This is a genomic window from Paraburkholderia lycopersici, from assembly GCF_900096975.1.
Classification (GTDB): Bacteria; Pseudomonadota; Gammaproteobacteria; order Burkholderiales; family Burkholderiaceae; genus Paraburkholderia; species Paraburkholderia lycopersici.
In genome coordinates, this window is sequence record NZ_FMYQ01000011.1 from 129904 (window position 1) to 153857 (window position 23954).

The following is a 23954-nucleotide window of genomic DNA, read 5'->3' on the forward strand; positions in this document are numbered from 1 at the left end:
TCCGGTTAAAGCGTTTTCTCGTAGTAGAAGCGCACGTAGTCATCGGTCGTTTCGATGCGGCCGGCAAACGAGCTGAGGTTGACTTCGAGCTCGGACATCCTGAACGGCCGGCCCAGCGTTTCCTCCAGCGTGGCGCGGCGCAGGATCAACTCGCCATCGGTGTCGATGCGCACATAGGCGAGTTTGTCGTCGACGCGAATCTCCTTGCCGGGATTGTCCTCGTGCGCGGCTTCGATGACGCCGGCCGTAATGCTGCCCGCGCGAAGCACGGGCCCCACGCGGTTGTTGCGGTAGGCATCGGCGGTGTTGTCGGTGGTCATGGTGTGTTCTCCGGAAACATCAGGAATGCGAAAATAGCGGTTCGACGCCACCCACGGCAACAAGGACATCGTCGCCTTCGATCTTCACGGCGTACTCGGCAAGACGGCAGTCGCCTGGATTGATCCCTTCGCCGGTATTTGCGTCGAAGGTCCACTGATGGGCGCGGCACATCAGTACGCGGCCGTCGAACTTGCCTTCCACGAGCGGGATGTCCTGGTGTGGGCAGATACCCTGAAACGCGCGCGGCTCCCCGCCTTCGGGGCGCACCAGCACGATCACGTGGCCGTCCACTTCCACTTCGGTCATTTCGCCTTCCCACAGGTCGTCGAGCGTGCAAACTTTCTGGTATTTCATCTCGACCTCATTCGTCGCAAAAGATAAATTCGAGCGTTTCCATCGGCTTGATGTCGGTTTCTTCGAGCTTCGCGTCGCGCGCATAGAACTGCTCGCCGCCCTGGCGACGCACGCGCACGACCTTGCCGGGCCGCGGCGCGACGCGCCGGCCCACCGAATGGTGCGCGGCGGCGGCGGCAACCTCGTCCATCGTGTTGCCGGTGTCCACTGGAACGAGCTGCAATACGAAGTCGTACTGAAAATTGGAAATCACAGGAAAAAGTGCCATGTCGTCCTCCATTGACGCGCCGCTTCAGGCGGCCTTCTTGTTGTCATGCGTGTTGCGGTATGCCTCGACCCACGCATATTTGTGCGCATCGTCTCCGCTCTCGCCCGGCGCCAGCCCCATGTACTTCAATGCGCCCGTCAGGTCGGGCGGCTGGATGTGGCCCGCGAGGAAGCGATCGACGAGCGTGAGGTGGTCGCGGTAGCGCACCGGGTCCTGCTGAAACACCCAGCGGTCGATCTCGGAGTTGAAGTGGTACGTGCGGCCGTTGTAATCGAGCGGATAGTCCTTCACGTTCCATCCGTTGCCCGGAATGGCGCAGATGGGCAACTGGCTCATGTTGCAGACGATCGGCAGCGTTTCGGGCATGGTGAGCTCGGGCTTGCCCGCGAGCAGGTTCTCGATGACGACGTCCCAGGCCTTGCCGAACGTGTCGTTCCAGCCCGGGTACTTTTCTTCGAGCCAGTCGCGGCATTCGGGCGTCATGCCGGCGGCGGGGTTCCACCAGACCGTGGGGCGCCAGAACCAGATGCCGAGCTGATACGCGTGATGCTGGTAGTCGAACTCGTGGATCATCTGGTCCCAGTACCACGGCAGGTCCAGACCCAGATCGATCAGCGTGCGTTCGAACTGGCCGACGATCCACTCACGCATGAATTCCTTGAACGACTGCTTGCGATGTTCGAGCGGCGTCGCATAATCCATCGACGAGCCCGTGAGCAGACAGAAGAGGCGCCACGCGCGCGCGATGGCGATGTCCACGAGTTTCTGGGCTTCTTCCTTGCGGCCGTTGGCGATCAGGATCTGCAACGCCGGGCCGCCGATTTGCGCATGGCGCGACTCGTCGGTCTGAATGCTGGAAATCAGGCTTGCGAAGGTGAAGTCGCCCGCTTCGGCGGCGTCGGCTGCGAGGCCGAGAAACTGCATGTTGGTGAAGCCGGTTTCGAATGCAAACGTGAGCATGACGGCGATCTCGATCGCGCTGCGCGACATGAACAGATCGTCGAAGGTGCTGCGGGCGGCAATCGCACCCCACTCATTCGTGTGATAGGCCTTGTGCGCCCAGTCGAACTGACGGTCTTTCGGGCAGTAATCGTGCGGGAAATAGAGCTGCAACTGGCCATGACGGTTCTCGTCGAGCATGCCGAAGGTGGCCATGTTGCGCATACCGGGCGCGCGGCCGAAGCGCGCCATGCGTGCTTCGGCGCTCATGGCCGCATACTCGCCGAGCGCAATGGCGCCGTAATGAGACTTCAGGATGGAAAGCCAGCCAGGATCGGCTTCCTCGAACATGCGGCTGCGCTCGAGCGCGGCCTTCACGGAGTAGGCGCCGGCGTCCTTCTCGCGCTGGACGCGGACGTACTCGGGATAGGACGTCTTGTACGGTTCGTCGTAGGTCTCCCAACTCGCCATGGGAATGCCCTGGGCACCGGACATGAGATCGGGAAAGAGATCGGACTCGGCGACATAAGTCGGGGTCCAGTTGGTGGCACGGGCGATGTCGTACCAGGCCGCACGTTCCAGTAACGCCATGTGATGTCTCCTTGTTGGGATGGGAATTGCGCCTGTCCGGCACAACATCCGTTGCACCGGGCGGCTTCTTTCAGAGCAAGGTCGATGCCAGGGAGCAGGCTGTAGTCGTGCCGATGAGGGAAAATCCCGAGATTTTTCGCCGCGTGAACACGCGACTCCCCATGTGCCGGCACTTGTTTTCGCCGTAAGCACGTGTGCGTTTGATGTTCTGCTTAAATTCCGGATCCGCTGTGAGCAGCCGGCGCTTGATCAATTGATAAAAATATCGATATTTATTCAGTGAGTGTTAAAAACATAAATGACTGAACGATCCGGACGCCTGAATGCAAGGGGGTTCCTTGTGACGTGATCGTTTTCGCCAAAAGCACCTATTATTTCGGATGCCGAATCATGCTTTGCGTGCTGTGACGACGGGAGACGAGGCGGGTCAGCCTCTTCGAGAACGCGCCGGTTTCAATGGATCTGGCGTTCGTCGTCATTCTTCGTATGTCCGCAACGGACGACAGCCATGCGGACCAGATCCTGCAACGCGCGCAATGCCCGTGTGCCGGAGAATGAGCGCTGGACTCCCGCCAAGGACCGGCGCCGCGTCTTTTGCAGTGGCGTGGCGACGCCGATCATGGATGCGACGTTCAAGGGCTTTGTGAAAGTCGTACGTCATGTCGCCAGCCGCAAGCGCCTCGACCACGAAAAAGACGCTGCACGGCGTCACGCGCGGAAGGACCGGCAGACGGCGCCGTAACGTCGGAGGTCGAACTCGTCGCCGGGCGCTAGCTAACGCTGCCGCTGTGCAACCTGGCGGCGTTGGCCACTCTGCCAGCCCGCGCTGGTCACCTGGTTTCGGGGCCGCTCAACCTTCCATGACCGGTACCGCGATTGCTTTCAGTTCGTTGCGGTCGATCCTGCGCTTCGGGGTCTGCTCCGCGCCGGCCTTGACGCCGGGCGCAGCGGTCGCGGCGCCTGCGGTCCAACGGAAGTTCAGGCTCCCCGAGGCGAACTTCTACGCGTCCGCGGCGTCCCGCTCGCGAGGGCGCCGGGGAACCCCGTCAGCGAAGCGTTTCGTTACGCAACCCGGTCGCCCCCAGCGGTCCGGCGACCTGGCGCTCTACGCGGGCGGCAAGCGAGAGCAGCGCCTTCTCGCTCGACGCGGGCCCCACGAGGCTCAATCCGAACGGCAGATTCCGGGCGGTAAAGCCGGCTGGCACGCTGATGGCGGCCAGCCCCAGCGGATTCGCGAAATAAGTGTAATAGCCCATGTTCGCGTTCAGGCTCACCGGATCCCGCTCCACCTCGTCGCATCGGTAGATCGTTCCCGCGGTCGGCAGGGCAAGGACGTCGATATCGTCGAAGACCCGCAGCGCGCGGCCCCTCAGCGCGTGCTGTCGGTAGAGCGCGCGGAACGCATCGGCGGCGTCGTATTTTCGTGCAGCGACGATCGCGTCGTACACGGCAGGATGGACGTCGTCGCGGTGCGTCGCCGCGAATTCGCCATACGTGATCCAGCGCTCGGCGACCAGCGCGCTGCCGAAAACCAGCCCGCCCGCTTCGGCGAACGGCGCATAGTCGACGCCAATCGCTTCGCCGCCGAGATCTTCCAGCATGCCGACGACGGCCCGGTAGTGAGCTTCCGCGTCGCGATCGCCGAAGAAGCGCAGTTCGTCCTCGCGCGGAATGCCGAAGCGGAACGCGGTACGTGCGTCCGCATGCGCCGAGCCGCTGCTGATCGTTGCGGATTGGGCGTCCTGCTTCGTCAGCACGTCGAACACCCGGCCCGCATCGCCGACCGTAAGGGCGAACACGGGCGGTACGTCGAAGCTGCGATTGCAGTACAACATGCCTTCCGTTTCGATTGCGCCTGGCGTGGGCTTGAGGCCGACGACGTTGTTGAGCGCGGCGGGCACCCGGCCCGAGCCGCCGGTGTCGGAACCGATCGAGAACGCGGCCTGGCCGGTTGCCACCGCAACGGCCGATCCCGAGCTCGAGCCGCCCGGAATATACCGTTCGTCGAACGCGTTGCGACAGTGGCCGGTCAACGACCGGATGCCGACGAGACCGGTGGCGAAGTGATCCATGTTCTGCTTGCCGATCAGGATGGCGCCAGCGGCTTCGAGCCGCGCGACGAGCGGCGCGCTGCGTTCCGCGATGTAGCCGAATGCCGGGCACCCCGCCGTGGTGGGCAGACCGGCCGCGTCGATGTTGTCCTTCACACCGAATGGAATGCCGTAGAGCGGCAACGACGCGCCAGCGCGACGCGCGCGTTCGATGCGCTGCGCCGCGGCACGCGCGGCGTCGTGCCCGACCACGTGCGTCCACACGTGGTCGCCGGCACGTGCTGCGAGACGGCGGTAGATCTCGTCGATCAGCGACACAGGGGTGATCGCCCCGTTCGCGTACGCATCGGCGAGCGACTGGAAATCGAGGCTCAGGCGGGAGAGAGTCATGGCGGCGTCAGGACGACCAGTGAACGACATGCCGCGCGAGCGCCTCGAAGAGGCGGTCGGCGAGCAGCGAGAGAAAGCCGAGTACGAGCAGGCCGGCCATCATCGTGGCGATCTGCAGGTTCTGCTGCGTGATGGCGAGGCGATACGCGACGCCGGCCGATGCGCCGGCCAGTTCGGCGGAAACGAGCGCATAAAACGCAATCGTGATGCCGGTGCGCAAGCCGACGAACACGAACGGCAACGCGGCAGGCAGCCGGATCGTCCACAGCACTGTCGACGCATCGGCGCCGAGCGAACGTGCCGCGCGCACGTAGGTTTCGCTGGTGCGCTGCAGGCCGAGATGGGTCGAGAGCCAGACCGTGAAGAACACGCCCCAGCAGACCACGAACCATTTGCCGAACTCGCTGAGTCCGAACCAGACGATGACGATCGGCACGAACGCGATGGGCGGGATAGGGCGCAGCAGCTGGAATACCGGCGTGAAGAGGCCGGCCGCGACGCGGTTCGCGCCCGTCAGCAGGCCGGTGGCGATGCCCGCCGCCGCGCCCGCGCCGTAGCCGATGGCCGCGCGCGCAAGGCTCCAGCCAATGTCGGTCCATCCTTCGCGGCTGCCGAGATAGCCGTAGAGTGCCTGCAGGACCCGCGTGGGCGGGGGAAACAGCAGCGCGTTGACGAGGTGCGATGCCGCCGCGAGCTGCCATAGCCCGGCAAAGAGCGGCAGCGAGAGCATCGTCGCGAGGAACGCCGCGCGCCTCATTGCGCGTTGCCCGCGCGCGCCGGCAGCCGCACGCGGTCGGCCGCGACCTGCGCGAGCGGCGCGCTGAAAACGATGCGGCCGAAGTCGGGCAACGCTGCGCCTTGCGGCGCATTGCCGGTCGCGAGTCGCCATTGCGCGTGACGCTGCAGCGTATCGAGCGTGCGCGCATCGAGCGTCAGATCGAACACGTAGTCATGCCAGATCGCGGCCAGGTCGTCGCGCGGCATGCGCGTGGCAGCGGCGATCGTCGTGATCGCGTCGTCCGGATGCGCCTTCAGCCACTGTTCGGCTTCGAGCAGCGCGCGCAGGAATGCGGCGGCGGCCGTGCGATGCGCCTGCAGCCATGCCTGCTCGACGACGATATTGAACGTCTCCGCATAGACACCCTGGGTCGGCAGCTCGCGCGCGTCGGCGCCGAGCGCCTTCTTGCCGTTCGAGATGAAAGGCTCCCAACTGTCGTAGGCGTCGATGCTCCCGCTGGCGAGCGCGGCCGGCATGTCCTGCGGGCGCAGGTTCACGAGCGTCACGTCGCCGGGCTTCAGGCCCGCGCGTTGCAGCAGCGTGTTCGTGTAGATGTCGCTGCCGGTGCCCGCGCTGAAGCCGATGCGTTTGCCGCGCAGGTCGGCGGGCGTCGCGATGTGCGCGTCCGTGCGCGCGAGCGTCTTGTCGTCCGAATATTCCATCCGCGCGAGCAGTGCTATCTTCTGGCCGGCGAATACGGCGGCCGTCACCGGCGCCTCGGCCGTGGTCGCCACGTCCGCGCCGCCGCCGAGCACCGTCTGAAGCGCCTCGCGGCCGCTGCTGAAATTGCTGACTACGACGTCCAGCCCGTTCTTCTCGAAAAAGCCGCGTTCCTTCGCGATGATCGTCAGGCCGGAAATCGGCGCGAGATTCTGCGCGAGGCGTACCGTTTCGGCGGCGTGGGCGGCGGACGAGACGAGTGCCGCGGCAAGGGCTGCCGCGAGCAGCTTGCCGAAGTGCGTGAAGCGGTCGTGCATGAGAATCCCCGAAAGCAGATGTGGTGAAGGTGTCGTCCAAAGCCGCGCCGGTCGCATCAGCCCTCCGGTGCCGTGGCGTATGCAACGGGCTCGCCGGCCGGGGCGGAAGGCTCCGCGTCCGTGGTTGCCCGAGGTGCGTCGTCGTCGAAGGCCTTGAGGCTTTCGTCGCGCAGCAGCGCGAGCAGCCGCGAGCGGATCGAAAAGAACTCGACCGACCGCGTCGTGGCTTCGTCGCGGGGCCGCGCGAGCGGCACCGGCACGATCTCCTTGATCCGGCCGGGGCGAGCCGTCATCACGTAGATGCGGTCCGAGAGAAAGATCGCCTCGTCGATGTCGTGCGTGATCAGAAGCACCGAAAGCCGCAGGCTGCGCCACATCGACGTGAGCAGTTCCTGCATGATCGTGCGCGTTTGCGCGTCGAGCGCGCCGAAAGGCTCGTCCATCAGCAGGATGCGCGGCGACGTCGCGAGCGCGCGCACGATGCCGACGCGCTGCCTCATGCCGCCCGAAAGCTGCTCCGGAAACATCGTCTCGATCGACGAAAGGCCCGCCATCGCGAGTAGTTCGCGAGCGCGCTCGCGGCGCTGGGCGCGCGGCATGCCCCGACGCTTGAGTCCGTACTCGACGTTGGCGCGCACGCTCATCCACGGAAACAGCGAATATTGCTGGAACACGACGCCGCGGTCGGCGCCCGGCCCGATCACCGGGCGGCCGTCGATCGTGATGGCGCCGGACGCGGGCCGCTGGAACCCCGCCACGGCATTGAGCAGCGACGATTTTCCGCAACCGGACGGGCCGATTACCGCGACGAACTCGCCCGGCGCGACTTCGAGGCTGACGTCGTCGAGCGCCTGTACGGCCGCCGCGGGTCGTTGCCACGGGTAGGGGCGCCGCCCTTCGAAGCCGATCGACAGGTGCGCGACTTGCAGATGGCCGGCGTCCGCACTCATTGGCTGGCCTCGGGCAGATGGCCCGGCGAGAATGAAGGCGGCCACGCTTCGCCGCCCGGGTTGCCACGGCCCAGCGCGTGAAGCCACGACCACGGGTAGATGCCGCGCGCGTGGCCGTCGCTGAACGAGAGCTGCACGCCATAACCCATCGGCTCGATGCCGCTCAACGTCACGTCCGGGGAGACTACGACGGCGGCGGCCGGGTTGCCGGCGAGCCGGACACGCCTGCATCCGGCGCATGGGCACGCCGCGCGCAGTTGCGCATGCGCGATGCGCTGGGTCTCGCCGTCCGGCCAGCGCAGCGTGAGCACGCGGGCCGTGGCGTCGATGCGGATCTCGTCCGGCGTTCTCATGGCGCGCGGCCTTCAATCTGGCCGATCGCGATGCGTATCGCCTTGCGCACGTCCGGATCGCGGTCTTCGAGCGCGGCTCGCAGCGCGGGCAGCGAGTCGCGCGAGCCCAGTTCGCCGAGCGCAAGCGCGGCCTCCTTGCGCAGATTGCTGATCGTGTGCGCGAGCAGCGCCGCGACGGCGGACGCCGCTCGCGCGTCGCGCAGTTGCCCGAGTGCGCGGACCGCGCGCAATCTCACTTGCCAGTAAGCGTCGTCGAGCGCGGCGATCAGCGGTTCGCTTGCCGACGCCGCGCGCAGCTTGCCGAGCGTGGTCGCCGCCTCTTCGCGGACCTGCCACGCCGGATCGCGCAACGCCGCGAGCAGCGCATCGACGATTGCCGGATCGGACGGCGACGCGAACCCGAGCGCGCCGACCGCCGCGCGCCTCACGTCGGCGTGCGGGTCGCCGGCGGCGAGCGAAGCAAGCGGCGCGAGCGCGCGCGCGTCCTTCAACCAGCCGAGCACCGCGACGGCCTCGATCCGCACCTCGGCGCTCGCGTCGGGCAGCGCGTGCAGCGCCGGCTCGAACGCCTGCGCGAAGCGCAGTTCGCGCAGGCCGCGCAGCACGGAGCGGCGCACGAACGGCTCGGGCCGCGCGGCCCAGCGGCGCAGCACGTGCCCCGATGACGGCGCCTTCAATTCCGACAGGCTCTGAGCGGCCGCTGCGCGCACATCGTCGTCGCCATCGAGCAACGCGGCGCAGAGCGCTTCGACGACATCGTCCTCTTCCCATGCAGCCAGCACGGCGGCCGCTTCGCGCCGCACGTCGGGCGCGGGGTCCTCGCGCAATGCCGCAACGAACGCGGGCAGCAGCGCGGGGTCTTCCAGATCCGCGAGTTCGAATAGCGCGATGCGGCGCACGGCGGGGTCGGCGTCGGCGAGGCGAGCAAGCAGCGCGGCAGCTTCGGCGGGCAAGTTCTGCGCGTTCGCGAGGGGCAGCGAGGAAACGGTCATAGGTAACGAAGAATGTCTGGGGAGGTGGGCGTCAGCCCGCGTCGCGCAGCAGCGCGAGACAGCGGCGCTTGATATCGACGAACGCCGCTTCGGTCGTGCTGTCGTCGGTACGCGGCCGCGGAAGCGGCACCGCGATGTCGGCGACGAGCCGCGCCGGCCGCTGCGACAGCATCAGAATGCGGTCGCCGAGGAACAGCGCCTCGTCGATGTCGTGCGTGACGAATACGACGGTGGTATGGATCCTCGCCCAGATGTCGAGCAGCAGCGTCTGCATCATGCGGCGCGTCTGGGCGTCGAGCGCGCCGAAAGGCTCGTCCATCAACAGGATGCGCGGACCGTTGATCAGCACGCGCGCGATTTCCACGCGCTGCTGCATGCCGCCCGACAACTGCGCCGGGTAGTGCGACTCGAAGCCGGCCAGCCCGACGAGCGCGAGGAGATCGGCGGCCTGCCGCCGGCGCTCGCGCGCGCTGACGCCCTTCATCTTGAGACCGAACGCGACGTTGTCGATCACGCGCTTCCACGGAAACAGCGTGTGCTGCTGGAACACGATCCCGCGCTCGGGATGCGGCCGGTCGACGGCGAGCTCGTCTACCACGATTTCGCCGCGCGTCGCCGCAACGTGGCCGGCGATCGCGCCGAGCAAGGTCGATTTTCCGCAGCCTGACGGTCCGAGCACGCAGACGAATTCGCCGGGCGCGATGTCGATGTCGAGCGTGTCGAGCGCCGCGAAGCGCGCGTGCGGCGGTCCGACCTCGACGGTAAGCGAGCGAACCTCGATATGGCCTGGCCCGTGGGACGCGAGCGGCGCGGCGGCTGCAGTAGCGGCCGGCGTGCTCATTGACGTGCTCCGCGCAGCCGATACCACGGCGTCAGCGCGGTGCCGATGCGCTTGACGAGCAGGCTGCTGCCCATGCCGAGCACGCCGATCAGCGCCATGCCGACGACGATGTCCGCGTAGTTCTGCAATGTATAGGATTCCCACGTGAAGTAGCCGATGCCGTACTGTCCCGCGATCATTTCGGCGGTGACGAGGCAGAACCAGGCGGTGCCCATGCCGATCGAAAGCCCGGTGAAGATCGACGGCGCGGCGCCCGGCAGCACGACCTCCGTATAGAGCGACAGCGTGCCGGTACCGAGCCCGCGCGCGGTCGCGACGAGCCGCGGATCGACCGCCTCGACGCCGTGGATCGTGTTCAGCAGGATCGGAAACAACGCGCCGATGAACGTGATGAACATCATGCTCAACTCGGAAGACGGAAACATCAGGATCGCGAGCGGAATCCATGCGACGGCCGGAATCGGGCGCAGCACTTCGAGCGGCGGCAACAAGATGTCCTCGAGCGCGCGGTAGCGGCCGATCGCGAGGCCGAGTCCGACGCCGGAGACGGCAGCCGCGCAGAAGCCGGCGAGTACGCGCGTGAGGCTCGCGGCCAGATGCATCGGCAGCTTCGGCGAGTGCAGCAGCTCCCATAGCGCCGGAATGGCGTCGGCCGGCGACGGCACGTTCGCGAACGTGACGATGCGCAGCGACAGCCGGTAGTGCACGGCCAGTTGCCAGGCGGCGACGAACAGCACGATCGACGCGATGCGCAAGGCGCGCCGGAAGGCCGGCGAGCGGCGGCCGTCCGCCGCCGTCGGCGCGCGTTCCGGCGCCGTGGCGCGCCGGCGTCCGGTGAGATCGAGCGTGGCAGACATGCGGACTCCTCGAAGGGGGCAATATCGATGCCGGTTTAGCGTGCCGCGACGGCCTGCGACGCGGCCGTCGTCTTCACCGCCGCCGCATAATCGACGACGGACCCGGACGTGTGCTGCGCATACGCATCGGCGCCCGCCTTCTGCAGGAATGCGGTGATGTTGCCGTGCGCGTCGCGCACGTACCACGCGTCCGGCGCGAGCAGCTTCAGCCCGCCGTCATGGTCATGCACGTACACCGCGCGGGCCTTGCCCGTGGACGGCCCGAGCTTGGCGAGGGCCGCGAACGCTTCCTCGACATTCGCGTAGTTGCGCACGTGCGCTTCATTCGGCAACCAGATCTGCGCGACGTCGTTGAAGTCGCGAATGGGCTTGCCGGTCAGCGCGTCGTTTGCGACGAGCGGCTGTCGCGCATGGTTTTTCAGCGCGGCGTCGTAATCGAGCCCGGATTCCTTGAACGCTTCGCGGATGTAGCGATCGTCGACGAACGTGTTCGCATCGAGATTCACGTCGGTCTTCCTGAGCAGCTTCAGCGTGTCGATCGCGGTCGCCACGGCCTGCCGGTATTCCGGCTTCCATGTGAGATCGCGCGTCTGCAGGCCGAGCGGGCCGTGATACAGATAGTCGACCGGCGCCTCGATGCCCGTCACCTTCTCGATCAGCAAACTATATTTTTCGGGGTCCTGAGCGATCAGGCGATTGGCTTCGATCGCCGCCCGCAAATAGGCGACGACGACTTCGGGGTATTTCTGCGCATAGGCGGCGTCGACGAGCGCGCCGTGGAAGGTCGGCGCGTGGCTCTGCGCGCCGTCGTAGATCTTGCGCGCGATGCCGCGATACGGGAACAGGTCCGCGAACGGCACGAAGTCGGCGTGCGCGTCGATCTTGCCGGCCTTCAGCGCGCTGCCCGCCACCTCCGGCGCCTGCGTGATGATGTTCACGTCGGTGTCGGGGTCCCAGCCTTGCGCCTTGATTGCGCGCAGCAGCATGCCGTGCGCGGTCGAGGCGAACGGCACCGAGATCGTCTTGCCCTTCAGGTCCGCGATCGAATGCGCCGGCGAGTTCACCGGTACGACGATGCCGTTGCCGCTACCGTCGATGCTGCCTTCGAGCACGGTGATGAAAATGCTCCTTCGGCCAGCCTTCTGGAACGCCGCGCCATTGAGCGAGCCCGGAAAGTCCGCCATCGCGCCGAAGTCGAGTTTGCCGGCCACCATCTCGTTGGTGAGCGGCGCGCCAGAGGTGAAGTCTTTCCACTGCACGTCATAGGTGACGTTCGCGTACTTGCCGGTATGCGGAAGATACTTGTCGAGCAGATGCAGTTCGCGGATCAGCAGGCCGCCGGTCGCGCAGTTGATCGTGGTGTCCTGCGTGCCGATCGCCACGCGCAGGGTTTCCGCCTGGGCGGTGACGGCCGCCGCGAACAGCAGCGGCGCGGCGATGAGGCGAACAATCCGGTGTCGTATTTTCATGGCGTCGGGGGCGTAAGTGTGGAGCCGTTCGTGGGCAAGCCGTTAGCGCAGCAGATAAGGGATTTCGACCTTCACCGCGTCGGTCGGGCAATCGCGCTCGCATGGCATGCAGTACCAGCATTCGTCGAACTGCATGTAGGCCTTGCCTTTCGTGAGGTCGATCGCGAGCAGGTCGAGCGGGCAGACGTCGACGCACACCGTGCATCCCTTGTCGGCGATGCAGCGATCCTCGTCGATCGTGACGGGAGCATTGCTGCGCTGAAAGATTTCGTGGGGCGTATGGGACATGTCGAATTCCTCAATTCGCGGGCGAGAGCGCCGCGCCTTCCCGGATGCGCAACTGGTCGTACGCGGAGCGCTCCTGCTCCCCGAGCGGCACGACGTACGGCGCGACCGCGCGTTTTTCGCTCGTCATCCGGCCCGACGCATCCTTGCGCAGATGCGTGTGGCAGAACCATTCGGCGTCGTTGCGCTGCGGATAGTCGACCCGGTGGTGATAGAGTCCCCAGCGGCTTTCGGTGCGGAACAGGGACGCGCGCGCAGCCATTTCCGCGCAGTCGCGGATCGCGCGGACTTCGGCCGCGCGCATCAGCTCATGCGGGTTGTTCGCCTTGATCGTGTCGATGTCTCCGGCGATTTCATCGAAGCGTTGCAGGCCGATTTCCATCTTGCGCGTCACCTTCGGCGGCTGCAGATAGTCGTTGACCATCCGGCGCAGCTTGTATTCGACCTGGGCCGGCGCGAGTCCGTCGTCGCGGGAAAGCGGTGCGTAGATACGCTGGCGCTCGGCCTCGACCTGGCCTTCGTCGACGGATGCGTGATCGCGGCCTTCGACGTATTCCGCCGCGTTGCTGCCCGCGAACCAGCCGTACGTGAACGCGCCGAGCATGTAGTTGTGCGGTACGGCCGCCATGTCGCCCGCTGCATACAAGCCGGGCACGGTGGTCTCGGCGCGCGCGTTCACATAGACGCCCGATGCGCTGTGCCCGCTGCAGAAGCCGATCTCCGAGATATGCATCTCGACCATCTGCTGCCGGTAGTCGGTGCCGCGTCCGGCGTGGAAGCGCCCGCGGCTCGGCCGCTCGTTCGTGTGCAGGATCTGCTCGATGGTCTGGATCGTTTCTTCGGCGAGGTGGTCGAGCTTCAGGAATACCGGGCCGTTGCCGCTCTGGAGTTCCTGGTAGAACTCCCACATCATCTGGCCGCTCCAGTAGTCACACTCGATGAAGCGCTCGCCCTTGCCGTTCGCGGTGAAGCCGCCGAGCGGGCCGGTCACGTACGCGCATGCGGGGCCGTTATAGTCCTTGATTAGCGGGTTGATCTGGAAGCATTCGAGGTTCGCGAGCGCGGCGCCCGCGTGGTAGGCCATCGCATAGCCGTCGCCTGCGTTGGTCGGATTCTCGTAGGTGCCCATCAGATAGCCGGAGGCCGGCAGGCCGAGCCGGCCCGCCGCGCCGCAGCACAGAATCACCGCCTTCGCGCGCACCACGTAGAACGCGGCGGTGCGGCAATCGAAGCCGAGGACCCCGCATGCGCGGCCGCGAGAATCGGTCAGTACGCGCGTGGCGACGATGCGGTTCGTGATCTCGATTCGCGCGCGCTTGAGCTGGCGGTACAGGATCTTCTTCACGTCGTGCCCTTCGGGCATCGGCAGCACGTAGGCGCCCATGTGGTGGACTTTCCTGACCGCGTAATCGCCGTTGCCGTCCTTCTCGAACTTCACGCCCCAGCGGTCGAGCTGCTCGATGGTCGTGAAGCTGTGCGTCGCGTATGCGTACACGGCGTCCTGATCGACGATGCCATCGTTCGCGATCGTGATCTCGCGCGTGTACTGCTCCGGCGTGGCGTGGCCCGGAATGATCGCGTTGTTCAGTCCGTCCATGCCCATCGAGATCGCGCCGCTGCGCTTGACATTCGCCTTTTCGAGCAGCAGTACCTTGAGTGCGGGATTCCGCTCCTTCGCCTTGATCGCGGCCATCGGGCCGGCCGTGCCGCCGCCGACCACGACGACGTCGTATTCGAGCACCTCGGTTTTCATCGTGCTTTCCTTCGGGGTTTCTGGCGGTCGACGCGCAGCCGGTACTGGAACGCATCGCCGCGAAAGTACAGGTATTCGTAGTCGATCGGCATGCCCGACGCGTCGTGAGTCAGCCGCTCGATGCGTAGCACGGGGCTGCCGTCCTCGACGCGCAGGGCCTCTACGATGTCGTCGTCGGCGAGAATCGCGCCGATCGACACGTCGGCATGACCGAGCGGCACGCCGCAGTCGTTTTCGAGAATCAGGAAGATGTCGCGCGTGACGAGGTCCGCGTTCGCGAGCCGCTTGCCGATCGCTTCGGGGACCCAGGTGAGTTCGAGCGACACCGGTTCGCGGTTGAGCAGCCGCACGCGATGGATTTCCGCAACCGGCGCGCCCTCCGGCAGATTGAGCCGCGTCGCGATATGGCGGTCGGCCTTCACGATCCTGAAGCTGCGCAACTGGTTGACGATCTCATAACCCATCGACGACATCGCCTCCGAGAAACCCTGCAGCGAGGTCACATTCTGGAACGCCTTGGGCTTCGAAACGAACGTGCCCTTGCCGTGCACCTTGAATAGCAGCCCCTCTTTCTGCAGGTCGCCCAGCGCCTGGCGCACGGTGATGCGGCTGACCTCGAAGATCGCGCACAGCTCGTGTTCGGATGGCATCTGGCTGTGCGGCGCGTAGGTGCCGTCGAGGATGCGCGCGCGCAATGCATCCTTGATCTGGACGTAGAGCGGCTGTGGCGACAGCGGCACGAGGTTGCTGCGGGACATGGTCGGTTCGGCTTGTCATGACAAGATGGGTCGCAGTCTAATCAGAGTTTGATATGGGACAAACGAACCATTTCTGATATGTAATTCAGATTGTCCGGTGGCGTGATTTTTGCCGCGCAGCCTGACGTTTTGACGTTGATCCAGATGTTCTGACGGCAGGTGGCCTGCGTCATATCGAATACCGGATGTCTTTCGTGCCGGCCCCGGGAGATCCGGGGCGAGCGTGAGCCGCATGGCAGATGGCGGTCAGACGCACCGGAGGTGGCGTGGCCTGACCCGGATCGGGTAACCAGACGGCAAGTGAGTTCTCTTATCCCGGGCAACGAGAACATCTCGTGCAAGGCGCACATTGCACGCTCGCTTCGACGGATCGGTTGCGGGACGTCATCTCTATCGGCAGCCTTTCGACGATCATCGGCACGGGAGTGCGCGCGGGCTTCATCGTTGCCGATCGTGACGTTCCCGAAGGCCTTCTCCATCAAAAGCTGGTTTCGGGCATGGCGACGCCGACTGTCGCCGAGCGCCAATGCCGTGGCGCTCATACGCGGTTTCGCGCGTCGCCTCGATTTCCTGCCGCGCGCGAACGGCATTCCATCCCAACACCTGCGCTGCAAGGGCGGAAACTTCGAGCAACAAGGCGCGAGTCAAATGTCCAGAGATCGCAATGGTGGTGCGTCGGAAAAGCAGGTCCGCGAGGTGCGTCACCATGTCGTGCTCGCACAGGTATTGAATCTCGCGCACGGTGTAGCCCGGCTCGCTCGTAAGCGAACGATCCGCGCTTCCGTCCCGCGCGTGCGCGCAGAATGCGGCAACCGCTGCCGCCGCCGTGCCGTATCGGACGAAAAGCGTCTCGACGCGCGCGGCCGGAATAGCGTTGCGTCGCGCGATTGCCGCAATCCATGCGTTTCGTTCCGTTGCATCTCGCGGATAGTCACGACCGCCGCCGATCGGCTCGTGGCGTGTGCTGATCCTGCGCGGGCGTCCAAGGCGTCTGAGCGCATCGTCGGCGACCGATTGCGCGAATCCACGAAAGGTCGTCCATTTGCCGCCTACCAGCGAGAGCACGGGGATCTGCGTACCCGGCAGATGATCGACGTGCATCACATGATCGCGGCTCACGTCGCCCGGATTCGCCGCGTCGGACCAGGGAAGCGGGCGCACGCCGCTGTACCGGAAGGTAATATCGGACTCCTCGATATCGACGCGTGGAAAGATCTCGCGCAATACGCCGAGCATGTAGGCAACCTCGTCGTCTTCGCAACGCACACCGTCCGGATCGTGGATGCGGATATCGGTGGAGCCGATCAGAAGCTTGTCCATGAACGGGTAGACGAGCGAGATGCGGCCATCCTTCGAGCCGTAGTACACCATGCGGCCACGCAACTGCGCATGGAGTTCGGGATGGTCGACGATCAAATGCGAACCCTTCGTTGCGCCGATGTACCTACGCTCGATCCCGAGCGCGCCGTTTACGCGGTCGATCCACGCGCCGCCCGCATTGACGACGATATCGGGCTTCGTGGCAACGCGTTCTTGCGTCACGAGATCACGCAGCCATACGACATCGTTTTCCGCTCGTTCGACACACACGTAATTGGCCGCGGCGGCGCGCTCGCAGGCAGCGAGGCCGTCCGCGACGAGTTCGAAGTTCAGCCGCTCGGCCTGGGTCACCCGGGCGTCGTAGTACGTGGCTGTGGCCTTGATTGCCGGATCGAGCAGCGGCAAGCTCCGCAGCGATTGCCGCCTGAGCGCGAAATGATGCCGCGGCATCGTGCGGTCATGGCGGCCAAGAAAATCATACATCGCGAGGCCGATCTTCGAAATGACCGCGCCGCGATCGGTCAGCCGGGCCTTCATGCCGAAGAAGCGGCGCGCGGACGCGATCATTCCGCCGAAGTACGAATGAATCGGCAATACGGTCTCGAGCGGCAGCACATAATGCGGCGCGTTTTTCAACAGCAGGTTGCGCTCCAGCGTGGATTCGGCCACGAGGCGAAACTCGCCAGTTTCGAGGTACTTCACGCCGCCATGGATGAGGCGCGACGGCGCGCTGCTCGCACCGGAGGCGAAATCCTCCTTGTCGATCAGCAGGCAGTCGACACCTTGCAGGCAGAGGTCGCGAAAGAGGCCCGCTCCGTTGATGCCGCCACCGACAATCAACACGCTGACTTTTGGGTGCTGCTTCACCCGGTCGAGAAAGAATTTGCGGTTTCGTACCGTCATCGATGTTCTCCGGCTTCAGTGCAGGACAGACGCGTGATCGAGCCCCGGCCATAGAGGCTGGATGGCTGCGATGAGTCGTGTCCAGAGCGCATACGCCTCGTCGAGCCGGGTGTGCCGTTGGGCGTCCGGGCAATATGTGCGCGCGACCCGGCACGCACGCGCGCACGCATCGGAAAGCGAGGCGAAAACGCCCACGCTGACTCCGGCGCAGAGCGCCGCGCCAAGCGCACTGGCCTCCTGACTCTCCGGAATATCGATCGCGATACCGAGGACGTCGGCGAATAGCTGCGCAAGCAAGGGGCTCGACGAGCCGCCGCCAGTCAAACCGGCCCGGCGCGCGGGAAACGCACCCGTCAATGCTTCGATATGCCAACGGTGATTGAACACCATGCCTTCGATCACGGCGCGCGCCAGATGCGCGCGACGATGCCACGAGCGTATGCCGAAGAACGACGCACTTGCCGGCTGCTCGAACGGCGAGCCGAACAGGAAGGGGTGAAACATGACCGAAGCGGGCTCCGTGAACGCCGCTTGCACCTCGTCGCCGATCAGGTCGAACAACGAGCAGCCGAGCCGCGCGGCCTCCCGCGTTTCGTGCTGAAAGAGTTCGCGCAAGGCCCAGTCGACGTTGCTGGACGACGCCGGCGAAATGGACATGTTCATCCACTGACCGGGGCGCGTGCCGTTGCGGCACGACCAGCGCGAATCCAGTTGCGGACGATCGGACAGGATTTCGTTGATGCTGAACGTGCCCGCCGTAATCGAAAGCGCGCCTGGCTCGATGTTGCCCATGCCGAGGGCGCTCGACGTCACATCGTGCAGCCCGCAGGCAACCGGTGTGCCTGCCTTCAGACCGGTCTGCGCTGCGGCACGCGCCGTGATGCGTCCAGCCGCCGACGCCGACGCAATGACTCCTGGTAGCGCATGGGCGATCGACGTCAGGCCGTAGAGCGCCAGCACATCGTCGCTGTACGTCTGGGTGTTGACATCGGTGAAGGACGAACTCGCTTCCGTCGGATCGGTGGCCGGTGTGCCGGTCAGGCAAAGACGTAGCCAGTCCTTGCAAAAAAGCACATGGCCGATCTTCGCGTAGCGCTGCGGCTCGTTGAGCTGAATCCACTTGAGCAGGCTCACGGCAGCGTAGGGATAGGGCTGCTGTCCCGTCAGCGTCAGCGCTTTTTCGAGGACGCCTTCTTGACGCCAGCGTTCGGATACGTCGAAGGCGCGGCTGTCGAGCGACAGAATGCCAGGACCGAGCGGCGCGCCGGCATGATCGACGAGATAGAGCCCGTCGCCGTGCCCGGTCACGCCGACCGCGGCAATCGCGTCCGCCGGGATCTTGCCTAGCGCGTCACGAATCGCGCCGCAGGCCGCGGCCCAGGTCTGCCGCATATCCCGCTCGACGTGCCGTGCGCGCGGTTGGCGCTGCTCCACGCGCCGGCTGCCGACCGCGACGGTGCGCCCCGACGCGTCAAAGATCACGGCCTTCGTAGCAGTCGAACCGCTGTCGACGCCGAGCAGATATCTCTCCATCGTGTCTCCATACTGTTTTTTTTGCGCTGCAACACACCGCTTCGAACCCATTGACCAGGCACGACATATCCAGGGTTACAGCGGATGGTATTCGCCGAAAGGGATGCTTATCTTGAAGTCACTGAAAAAAATTTCAGCACGAGAAAAAAATATCACTTTTCACGTGCGCATGGAGGCAACATGACGAAAATCGCCGGAAAGCGCGATGCCGAAGACAGCCTGGCGATCCGCGCGGCGTGGCTGCACTACGCCGCCGGGCAGACCCAGGCCGACGTCGCGTCCCGTCTTGGCGTGAGCAGCGTCAAGGCGCATCGGCTGATTACGCGCGCCAATCAGAGCGGTGCGATCAAGTTCACGATTGACGGCGATGTCGCCGAGTGCGTCGTGCTCGAAGCCGAACTGACGCAGCGCTATGGACTGAGCTATTGCGAAGTGGTGCCGGATCTGCACGAAGGCGATTTGCCGTTGCGTGCGCTGGGCGTTGCGGGGGCCTATTTCCTGCAACGCGAGATCGCGGTGCGCCAGGACGGTGTGATCGGCATCGGGCACGGGCGCACGCTCGCCGCCGTGGTGGCGAATATCCCGCGCATGGACGCGGGCACGGTGCGCTTCGTGTCGCTGCTCGGCGGCGTGACGCGCAAGTACACCGCGAATCCGTATGACGTCATCCACAAGCTCGCCGATCAGACGGGCGCAGTGTCGTACGTACTGCCGCTGCCGTTTTTCGCCAATACCGCCGAGGACCGCGAAGTGCTGCTTTCGCAGCGCGGCGTGCGCGAAGTGTTCGACCTCGCGGCGCATGCGGATTTGATGGTCGTCGGCATCGGATCGGTGGACGCGGACGCGCAGCTCGTCGCGTCGCAGATGATCGAGCCCGCGGAAATCGAAGAAGTGCGCAGCAAGGGCGGCAAGGGCGAATTGCTGGGGCATTTTTTCATCGATGCTGGCGAGTCCGTCGAGACTTCGCTGGCGGCGCGCACGGTGGCCCCCGCGCTGGCCGATCTGACGAGCCGGCGCATCGTGGCCATCGCCGGCGGCACATCGAAGATCGCGGCGATCCGCGCCGTGCTGAACAGCGGCCTCCTCAGCGGCCTCATCACCGACGAGGCCACCGCGCTGGCGCTGAAGCAGGACCCTGCCGCGGCGGAGGCATCGTGACGGGCAGCACGGCGCGAGATCTCCTGATCGGCATCGATGCCGGCACCTCGGTCATCAAGGCCGTGGCCTTCGATTTATCAGGACGACAGATCGCTGTGGCATCGTTGCCCAACCGCTACGCAACGAGGGCCGACGGCGCAGCGACCCAGTCGCTCGACCAGACCTGGGCGGACTGCGCGCAGACCTTGCGCGATCTCGGCGCGAAGGTCGAAGACCTGGCGCGACGCACGCGCGCCCTGGCGGTCACAGGCCAGGGCGACGGCACGTGGCTCGTGGGCGCGGGCAACAAACCCGCGAGCGATGCATGGCTGTGGCTCGACGCGCGTGCCGCGAACACGGTGCGGGCGCTCCAGGAAGCGCCAGCGAGCCGCGCGCGCTTCGAGGCAACGGGCACCGGCCTCGCCGCGTGCAACCAGAGCGCGCAGATCGCGCATATGGCTGCGACGACGCCGGAAGGACTGGTGCGCGCTGAAGTCGCGCTCCACTGCAAGGACTGGCTGTATCTCAACCTTACCGGCGTGCGCGCGACCGACCCGTCGGAGGCCAGCTTTACCTACGGCAACTTCCGCACGCGCCGCTACGACGACACGGTCATCGAGGCGCTCGGTCTGGGCGCGTGGCGCCACCTGTTGCCCGACATCATCGACGGAACCGAACTCACGCACCCGCTGTCTGCCGAGGCAGCGGCGGCGACGGGCCTGCTGGCCGGTACGCCCGTGTGTCTCGGCTTCGTCGATATCGTGCTGACGGCGCTCGGCGCGGGCATTCACACCGCAGGCGCGGCGGGCGCGAGTTGCTCGATCGTCGGCTCGACGGGCATGCACATGCGGGCCATGCGCAACGAAAACGTGCATTTGAACGCGGAAGGCACGGGCTATGTCATCGCGCTGCCGCTGCCGGGCATGTCGGCGCAGGTGCAGTCGAACATGGCGGCCACGCTGAACGTCGACTGGGTGCTCAATCTCGCATGCGATCTGCTCACGCAGTTCGGCACGAGCCTGTCGCACAGCGAGCGGATCCATTGCATCGACGGCTGGCTGCAAACGGGCCGGCCGGGTTCGCTGTTGTATCACCCTTATATCTCCGACGCGGGCGAGCGCGGGCCGTTTGTCGAGCCCAACGCACGTGCCGACTTCATCGGATTGACGAGCGAAAGCCGGTATCCCGATCTGTTTCGCGCGGTCGTCGAAGGGCTCGGGATGGCCGCGCGCGACTGCTATACGTCGATGGGCATTCCGATGCCGGACGAGCTGCGCCTGACCGGCGGGGCGACGCGCTCGCGCGCATTGCGCGGCGTGCTCGGTGCCGTGGTCGGCGCGCCGACGCGGATCTCCACACGCGAGGAAGCGGGCGCCGCCGGTGCGGCCATGATGGCTGCGGTTGCGCTCGGCGTGTACCCGGACATGAACGCGTGCATTGCCGAATGGGTGACGCCGCTGCTCGGACAACCGGAATCCCCCGATCCGGAACTGACGCAGTTGTACGCGCAGCTTTTTCCCGCGTATCGCAAGGCGCGCGAGGCGCTGGTGCCGACGTGGGCTGAAACGGCCAGATTGCTGAAATCGCGGCATCGGCCGGACGCGCTTTCCGCAAGCCTCAACTAACGTCGGACATGGAACGCTGAGATGAGCGAGAAGGACATGGTGGACCTGTGTGTCGTCGGCGGCGGCATCAACGGCGCAGGTATCGCGCGCGATGCGACGGGCCGCGGGCTGTCGGTGGTTCTGTGCGAGAAGGACGATCTGGCGCAGGGCACGTCGTCGCGTTCGGGCAAGCTCGTTCATGGCGGGCTGCGTTATCTGGAGTACTACGAATTCCGGCTGGTGCGCGAGGCGCTGATCGAGCGCGAAGTGCTGCTCAATGCCGCTCCGCACATCATCTGGCCGCTGCGTTTCGTGCTGCCGCACAGTCCCGGCGATCGCCCCGCGTGGCTCGTGCGCACGGGTCTCTTCCTGTACGACCATCTCGGCGGCCGCAAGAAGCTGCCGGGCACGCGCTCGCTCGACCTGCGGCGCAACCCCGAAGGCGCGCCGATCAGGGACGAGTACCGCAAAGGCTTCGAGTACTCCGACTGCTGGGTCGACGACGCGCGCCTCGTGGTGCTCAACGCGGTGGACGCCGCGCGGCGCGGCGCCGAAGTGCTCACACGCACCGCGTGTATAGCGGCGCGGCGCGAAGGCGGAGCGTGGCGCATCGAACTTCGCGACGCGCGCAACGGCTCGACGCGCGTGGTGAATGCCCGCGCGCTGGTCAACGCGGCTGGGCCTTGGGTGTCGGATGTCATCGGGCGCGCGGGTGCGAAATCGGCGCGCAAGGTGCGGCTCGTCAAGGGCAGCCACCTCGTTACGCCGAAGTTCTGGGAAGGTCCGCATTCGTACCTCGTTCAGAACCACGACAAACGCGTAATTTTCATCAACGCATACGAGGGCGACAAGGCGCTCATCGGAACGACCGACGTTCCCTGGGACGGTGCGCCGGAAACGGTGGCGATCACGAATGACGAGGTCGACTATCTGCTCTCCGCGGTGAACCGCTATTTCAAGCATCCATTGCGCAAACAGGACATCGTGGAGACGTTTTCGGGCGTGCGCCCGCTGTACGACGACGGCAAGGGCAATCCGTCGGCCGTGACGCGCGACTACGTGTTCGACCTCGACGAGAGCGGCGGCGCGCCGCTCTTGAATGTCTTCGGCGGCAAGATCACGACTTTCCGCAAGCTCGCGGAGCACGCGCTGCAAAAGCTGCAACCGACCTTCCCGAAGATGGGCGCGGACTGGACCGCATCGGCGGCGCTGCCGGGCGGCGACATCGAAGGCGCAGACGTGCCGCGTTTCATGGCGAGCCTGCAGAAGCAGCACGAATGGCTGCCGCGCGACCTGCTGCGCTATTACACGCAGACTCACGGCACGCTAACGGCACAGGTGCTCGGCGGCGCGACCTCGCTTGCCGGTCTGGGGCAGCAGTTCGGGCCGAACTTCTATGAAGCGGAGGCGCGTTATTTGATGGCTAACGAATGGGCCGAGTCCGCCGACGACATGCTCACGCGGCGCACCAAACACGGCTTGCACATGAGCGCCGCACAAAAGGCCGCCTTCGAAGCCTGGCTCGACGGCCTCGTCAGGAAATCCGCGTAAGCGAGGCGGCCCGCGACGCAACCCATACGACACGAGACAGACATGGCATTCACGCTTGCACTCAACACGAATCCGCTGGTGAACCGTTTTGCCGAGCCGGCGGATCTCATCGATGCCATAGCGCACGACATGAAAATCCGTGACGTGCAGTTGACTCACGAGTTCATCAATCCGTCGTGGCCGGCGGCAACCACACGCAGGCTGACGCGCGAGATGTGCGCGGCAATGACGCGAACCGGCGTGCGCATCACCTCGGGTATGACCGGGCCGTACGGGCGGCTGAATCATTTCGGCCATCCGGATGCCGACGTTCGACGCTATTACGTCGACTGGTTCAAGACCTTCGCGGATATCACCGCCGATCTGGGCGGCGATGCCATCGGCACGCAGTTCGCCATCTTCACCTACAAGGATTTCGACGACCCGGCGCGCCGTAATGCGCTGACCCAGGCCGCGATCGATTGCTGGGCCGAGGTTGCCGGGCATGCGAAGGCGGCGGGCCTGAAATACGTGTTTTGGGAACCCATGTCGATCGGCCGCGAATTCGGCGAGACCCTTGCCGCGTGCAAGGCGCTGCAGGACAGGCTGAGTGCCGCAAACATGGCGATTCCCATGTGGATGATGGCCGATATCGACCACGGCGACGTGACGAGCGCCAATCCCGACGACTTCGACCCGTACGCGTGGGCGCGCGCCGTGCCGCGGGTGTCGCCGATCATTCACATCAAGCAGTCGCTGATGGACAAAGGGGGGCATCGTCCTTTCACGGCCGAGTTCAACGCGCGCGGCCGCATTCAGCCCGAGCCGTTGATCAAGGCGCTGCACGAAGGGGGCGGACGCGACAACGAGATTTGCCTCGAGCTGTCGTTCAAGGAACGCGAGCCGACCGACCGGCAAGTCGTCGAACAGATCGCCGAGTCGGTGGCGTTCTGGGCTCCGCACTTCGATTCCGGCGTGGCAGATCTGAATATATGAGGAG

General features: G+C 65.6%; 23 protein-coding genes. 5 read left to right on the forward strand and 18 right to left on the reverse strand.

Features of this window, described 5'->3' with window-relative positions:
- Window positions 1-5: 5 nt before the first annotated feature.
- From BLU17_RS14305 to BLU17_RS14320, 4 genes are read right to left on the reverse strand one after another with little or no spacing between them, the layout of a single operon-like run.
- A complete protein-coding gene (locus BLU17_RS14305) occupies window positions 6-320 on the reverse strand; it encodes an MmoB/DmpM family protein (protein ID WP_091997481.1) in 315 nt (104 codons plus the stop codon).
- Window positions 321-339: 19 nt separating this feature from the next.
- A complete protein-coding gene (locus BLU17_RS14310) occupies window positions 340-675 on the reverse strand; it encodes a monooxygenase system ferredoxin subunit (protein WP_091997483.1) in 336 nt (111 codons plus the stop codon).
- Window positions 676-682: 7 nt separating this feature from the next.
- Entirely contained in the window at window positions 683-943 is a 261-nt protein-coding gene (locus BLU17_RS14315; protein ID WP_091997485.1) for a toluene-4-monooxygenase system B family protein, read from the reverse strand.
- Window positions 944-967: 24 nt separating this feature from the next.
- Window positions 968-2473: a ferritin family protein gene (locus BLU17_RS14320; RefSeq protein WP_091997487.1), complete on the reverse strand. Its 1506-nt coding sequence runs from the start codon at window positions 2471-2473 to the stop codon at window positions 968-970.
- A gap of 604 nt (window positions 2474-3077) precedes the next feature.
- Here BLU17_RS14320 and BLU17_RS33155 point away from each other — a divergent pair.
- A complete protein-coding gene (locus BLU17_RS33155) occupies window positions 3078-3215 on the forward strand; it encodes a hypothetical protein (RefSeq protein ID WP_176929092.1) in 138 nt (45 codons plus the stop codon).
- A gap of 304 nt (window positions 3216-3519) precedes the next feature.
- Here the strand turns inward: BLU17_RS33155 and BLU17_RS14325 are convergent, their stop codons facing one another.
- From BLU17_RS14325 to BLU17_RS14395, 14 genes are all read right to left on the reverse strand, one after another.
- Entirely contained in the window at window positions 3520-4914 is a 1395-nt protein-coding gene (locus tag BLU17_RS14325; protein ID WP_176929093.1) for an allophanate hydrolase, read from the reverse strand.
- Between the two features lie 7 nt (window positions 4915-4921).
- Window positions 4922-5671 carry an ABC transporter permease gene (locus BLU17_RS14330; RefSeq protein WP_091997491.1) on the reverse strand — a complete coding sequence of 250 codons (750 nt, stop codon included), beginning with the start codon at window positions 5669-5671 and terminating at the stop codon, window positions 4922-4924.
- Window positions 5668-6669 (reverse strand): ABC transporter substrate-binding protein, encoded by a 1002-nt coding sequence (locus tag BLU17_RS14335; RefSeq protein ID WP_091997493.1) that lies wholly within the window; start codon window positions 6667-6669, stop codon window positions 5668-5670. The genes BLU17_RS14330 and BLU17_RS14335 overlap by 4 nt, the downstream gene beginning before the upstream one ends.
- Window positions 6670-6725: 56 nt before the next feature.
- Window positions 6726-7619, reverse strand: a complete 894-nt coding sequence (locus BLU17_RS14340; RefSeq protein WP_091997495.1) for an ABC transporter ATP-binding protein — start codon at window positions 7617-7619, stop codon at window positions 6726-6728.
- Window positions 7616-7972, reverse strand: coding sequence for a gamma-butyrobetaine hydroxylase-like domain-containing protein (locus BLU17_RS14345; protein ID WP_091997497.1), 357 nt, complete (start codon window positions 7970-7972; stop codon window positions 7616-7618). The genes BLU17_RS14340 and BLU17_RS14345 overlap by 4 nt, the downstream gene beginning before the upstream one ends.
- On the reverse strand, window positions 7969-8964 hold the full coding sequence (locus BLU17_RS14350; RefSeq protein ID WP_091997499.1) for a HEAT repeat domain-containing protein: 996 nt from the start codon (window positions 8962-8964) through the stop codon (window positions 7969-7971). Before BLU17_RS14350 ends, BLU17_RS14345 begins: the two co-directional genes overlap by 4 nt.
- Before the next feature lie 31 nt (window positions 8965-8995).
- Window positions 8996-9805 (reverse strand): ABC transporter ATP-binding protein, encoded by an 810-nt coding sequence (locus tag BLU17_RS14355; RefSeq protein WP_091997501.1) that lies wholly within the window; start codon window positions 9803-9805, stop codon window positions 8996-8998.
- Entirely contained in the window at window positions 9802-10662 is an 861-nt protein-coding gene (locus BLU17_RS14360; RefSeq protein ID WP_091997503.1) for an ABC transporter permease, read from the reverse strand. Before BLU17_RS14360 ends, BLU17_RS14355 begins: the two co-directional genes overlap by 4 nt.
- Before the next feature lie 35 nt (window positions 10663-10697).
- On the reverse strand, window positions 10698-12131 hold the full coding sequence (locus BLU17_RS14365) for an ABC transporter substrate-binding protein (RefSeq protein WP_091997506.1): 1434 nt from the start codon (window positions 12129-12131) through the stop codon (window positions 10698-10700).
- A 42-nt stretch (window positions 12132-12173) separates the two neighbouring features.
- Window positions 12174-12419: a 4Fe-4S dicluster domain-containing protein gene (locus BLU17_RS14370; RefSeq protein WP_091997508.1), complete on the reverse strand. Its 246-nt coding sequence runs from the start codon at window positions 12417-12419 to the stop codon at window positions 12174-12176.
- Window positions 12420-12429: 10 nt separating this feature from the next.
- The gene (locus BLU17_RS14375; RefSeq protein ID WP_091997510.1) at window positions 12430-14169 is read right to left on the reverse strand and encodes a fumarate reductase/succinate dehydrogenase flavoprotein subunit; all 1740 of its coding nucleotides are present in this window, start codon (window positions 14167-14169) and stop codon (window positions 12430-12432) included.
- The gene (locus BLU17_RS14380; RefSeq protein ID WP_091997512.1) at window positions 14166-14927 is read right to left on the reverse strand and encodes a GntR family transcriptional regulator; all 762 of its coding nucleotides are present in this window, start codon (window positions 14925-14927) and stop codon (window positions 14166-14168) included. The genes BLU17_RS14375 and BLU17_RS14380 overlap by 4 nt, the downstream gene beginning before the upstream one ends.
- Window positions 14928-15365: 438 nt before the next feature.
- Entirely contained in the window at window positions 15366-17150 is a 1785-nt protein-coding gene (locus tag BLU17_RS14390) for a glycerol-3-phosphate dehydrogenase/oxidase (protein WP_091997514.1), read from the reverse strand.
- A 15-nt stretch (window positions 17151-17165) separates the two neighbouring features.
- Window positions 17166-18683, reverse strand: coding sequence for an FGGY-family carbohydrate kinase (locus BLU17_RS14395; RefSeq protein WP_176929094.1), 1518 nt, complete (start codon window positions 18681-18683; stop codon window positions 17166-17168).
- A gap of 180 nt (window positions 18684-18863) precedes the next feature.
- Here BLU17_RS14395 and BLU17_RS14400 point away from each other — a divergent pair, with 180 nt between their 5' ends.
- From BLU17_RS14400 to BLU17_RS14415, 4 genes are read left to right on the forward strand one after another with little or no spacing between them, the layout of a single operon-like run.
- Entirely contained in the window at window positions 18864-19841 is a 978-nt protein-coding gene (locus BLU17_RS14400) for a sugar-binding transcriptional regulator (RefSeq protein ID WP_091997518.1), read from the forward strand.
- On the forward strand, window positions 19838-21445 hold the full coding sequence (locus BLU17_RS14405) for an FGGY-family carbohydrate kinase (protein WP_091997521.1): 1608 nt from the start codon (window positions 19838-19840) through the stop codon (window positions 21443-21445). The genes BLU17_RS14400 and BLU17_RS14405 overlap by 4 nt, the downstream gene beginning before the upstream one ends.
- A 21-nt stretch (window positions 21446-21466) precedes the next feature.
- Window positions 21467-22975 (forward strand): glycerol-3-phosphate dehydrogenase, encoded by a 1509-nt coding sequence (locus tag BLU17_RS14410; protein ID WP_091997523.1) that lies wholly within the window; start codon window positions 21467-21469, stop codon window positions 22973-22975.
- A 42-nt stretch (window positions 22976-23017) separates the two neighbouring features.
- Window positions 23018-23950, forward strand: a complete 933-nt coding sequence (locus tag BLU17_RS14415) for a sugar phosphate isomerase/epimerase family protein (protein WP_091997525.1) — start codon at window positions 23018-23020, stop codon at window positions 23948-23950.
- The last annotated feature ends 4 nt before the right edge of the window (window positions 23951-23954 follow it).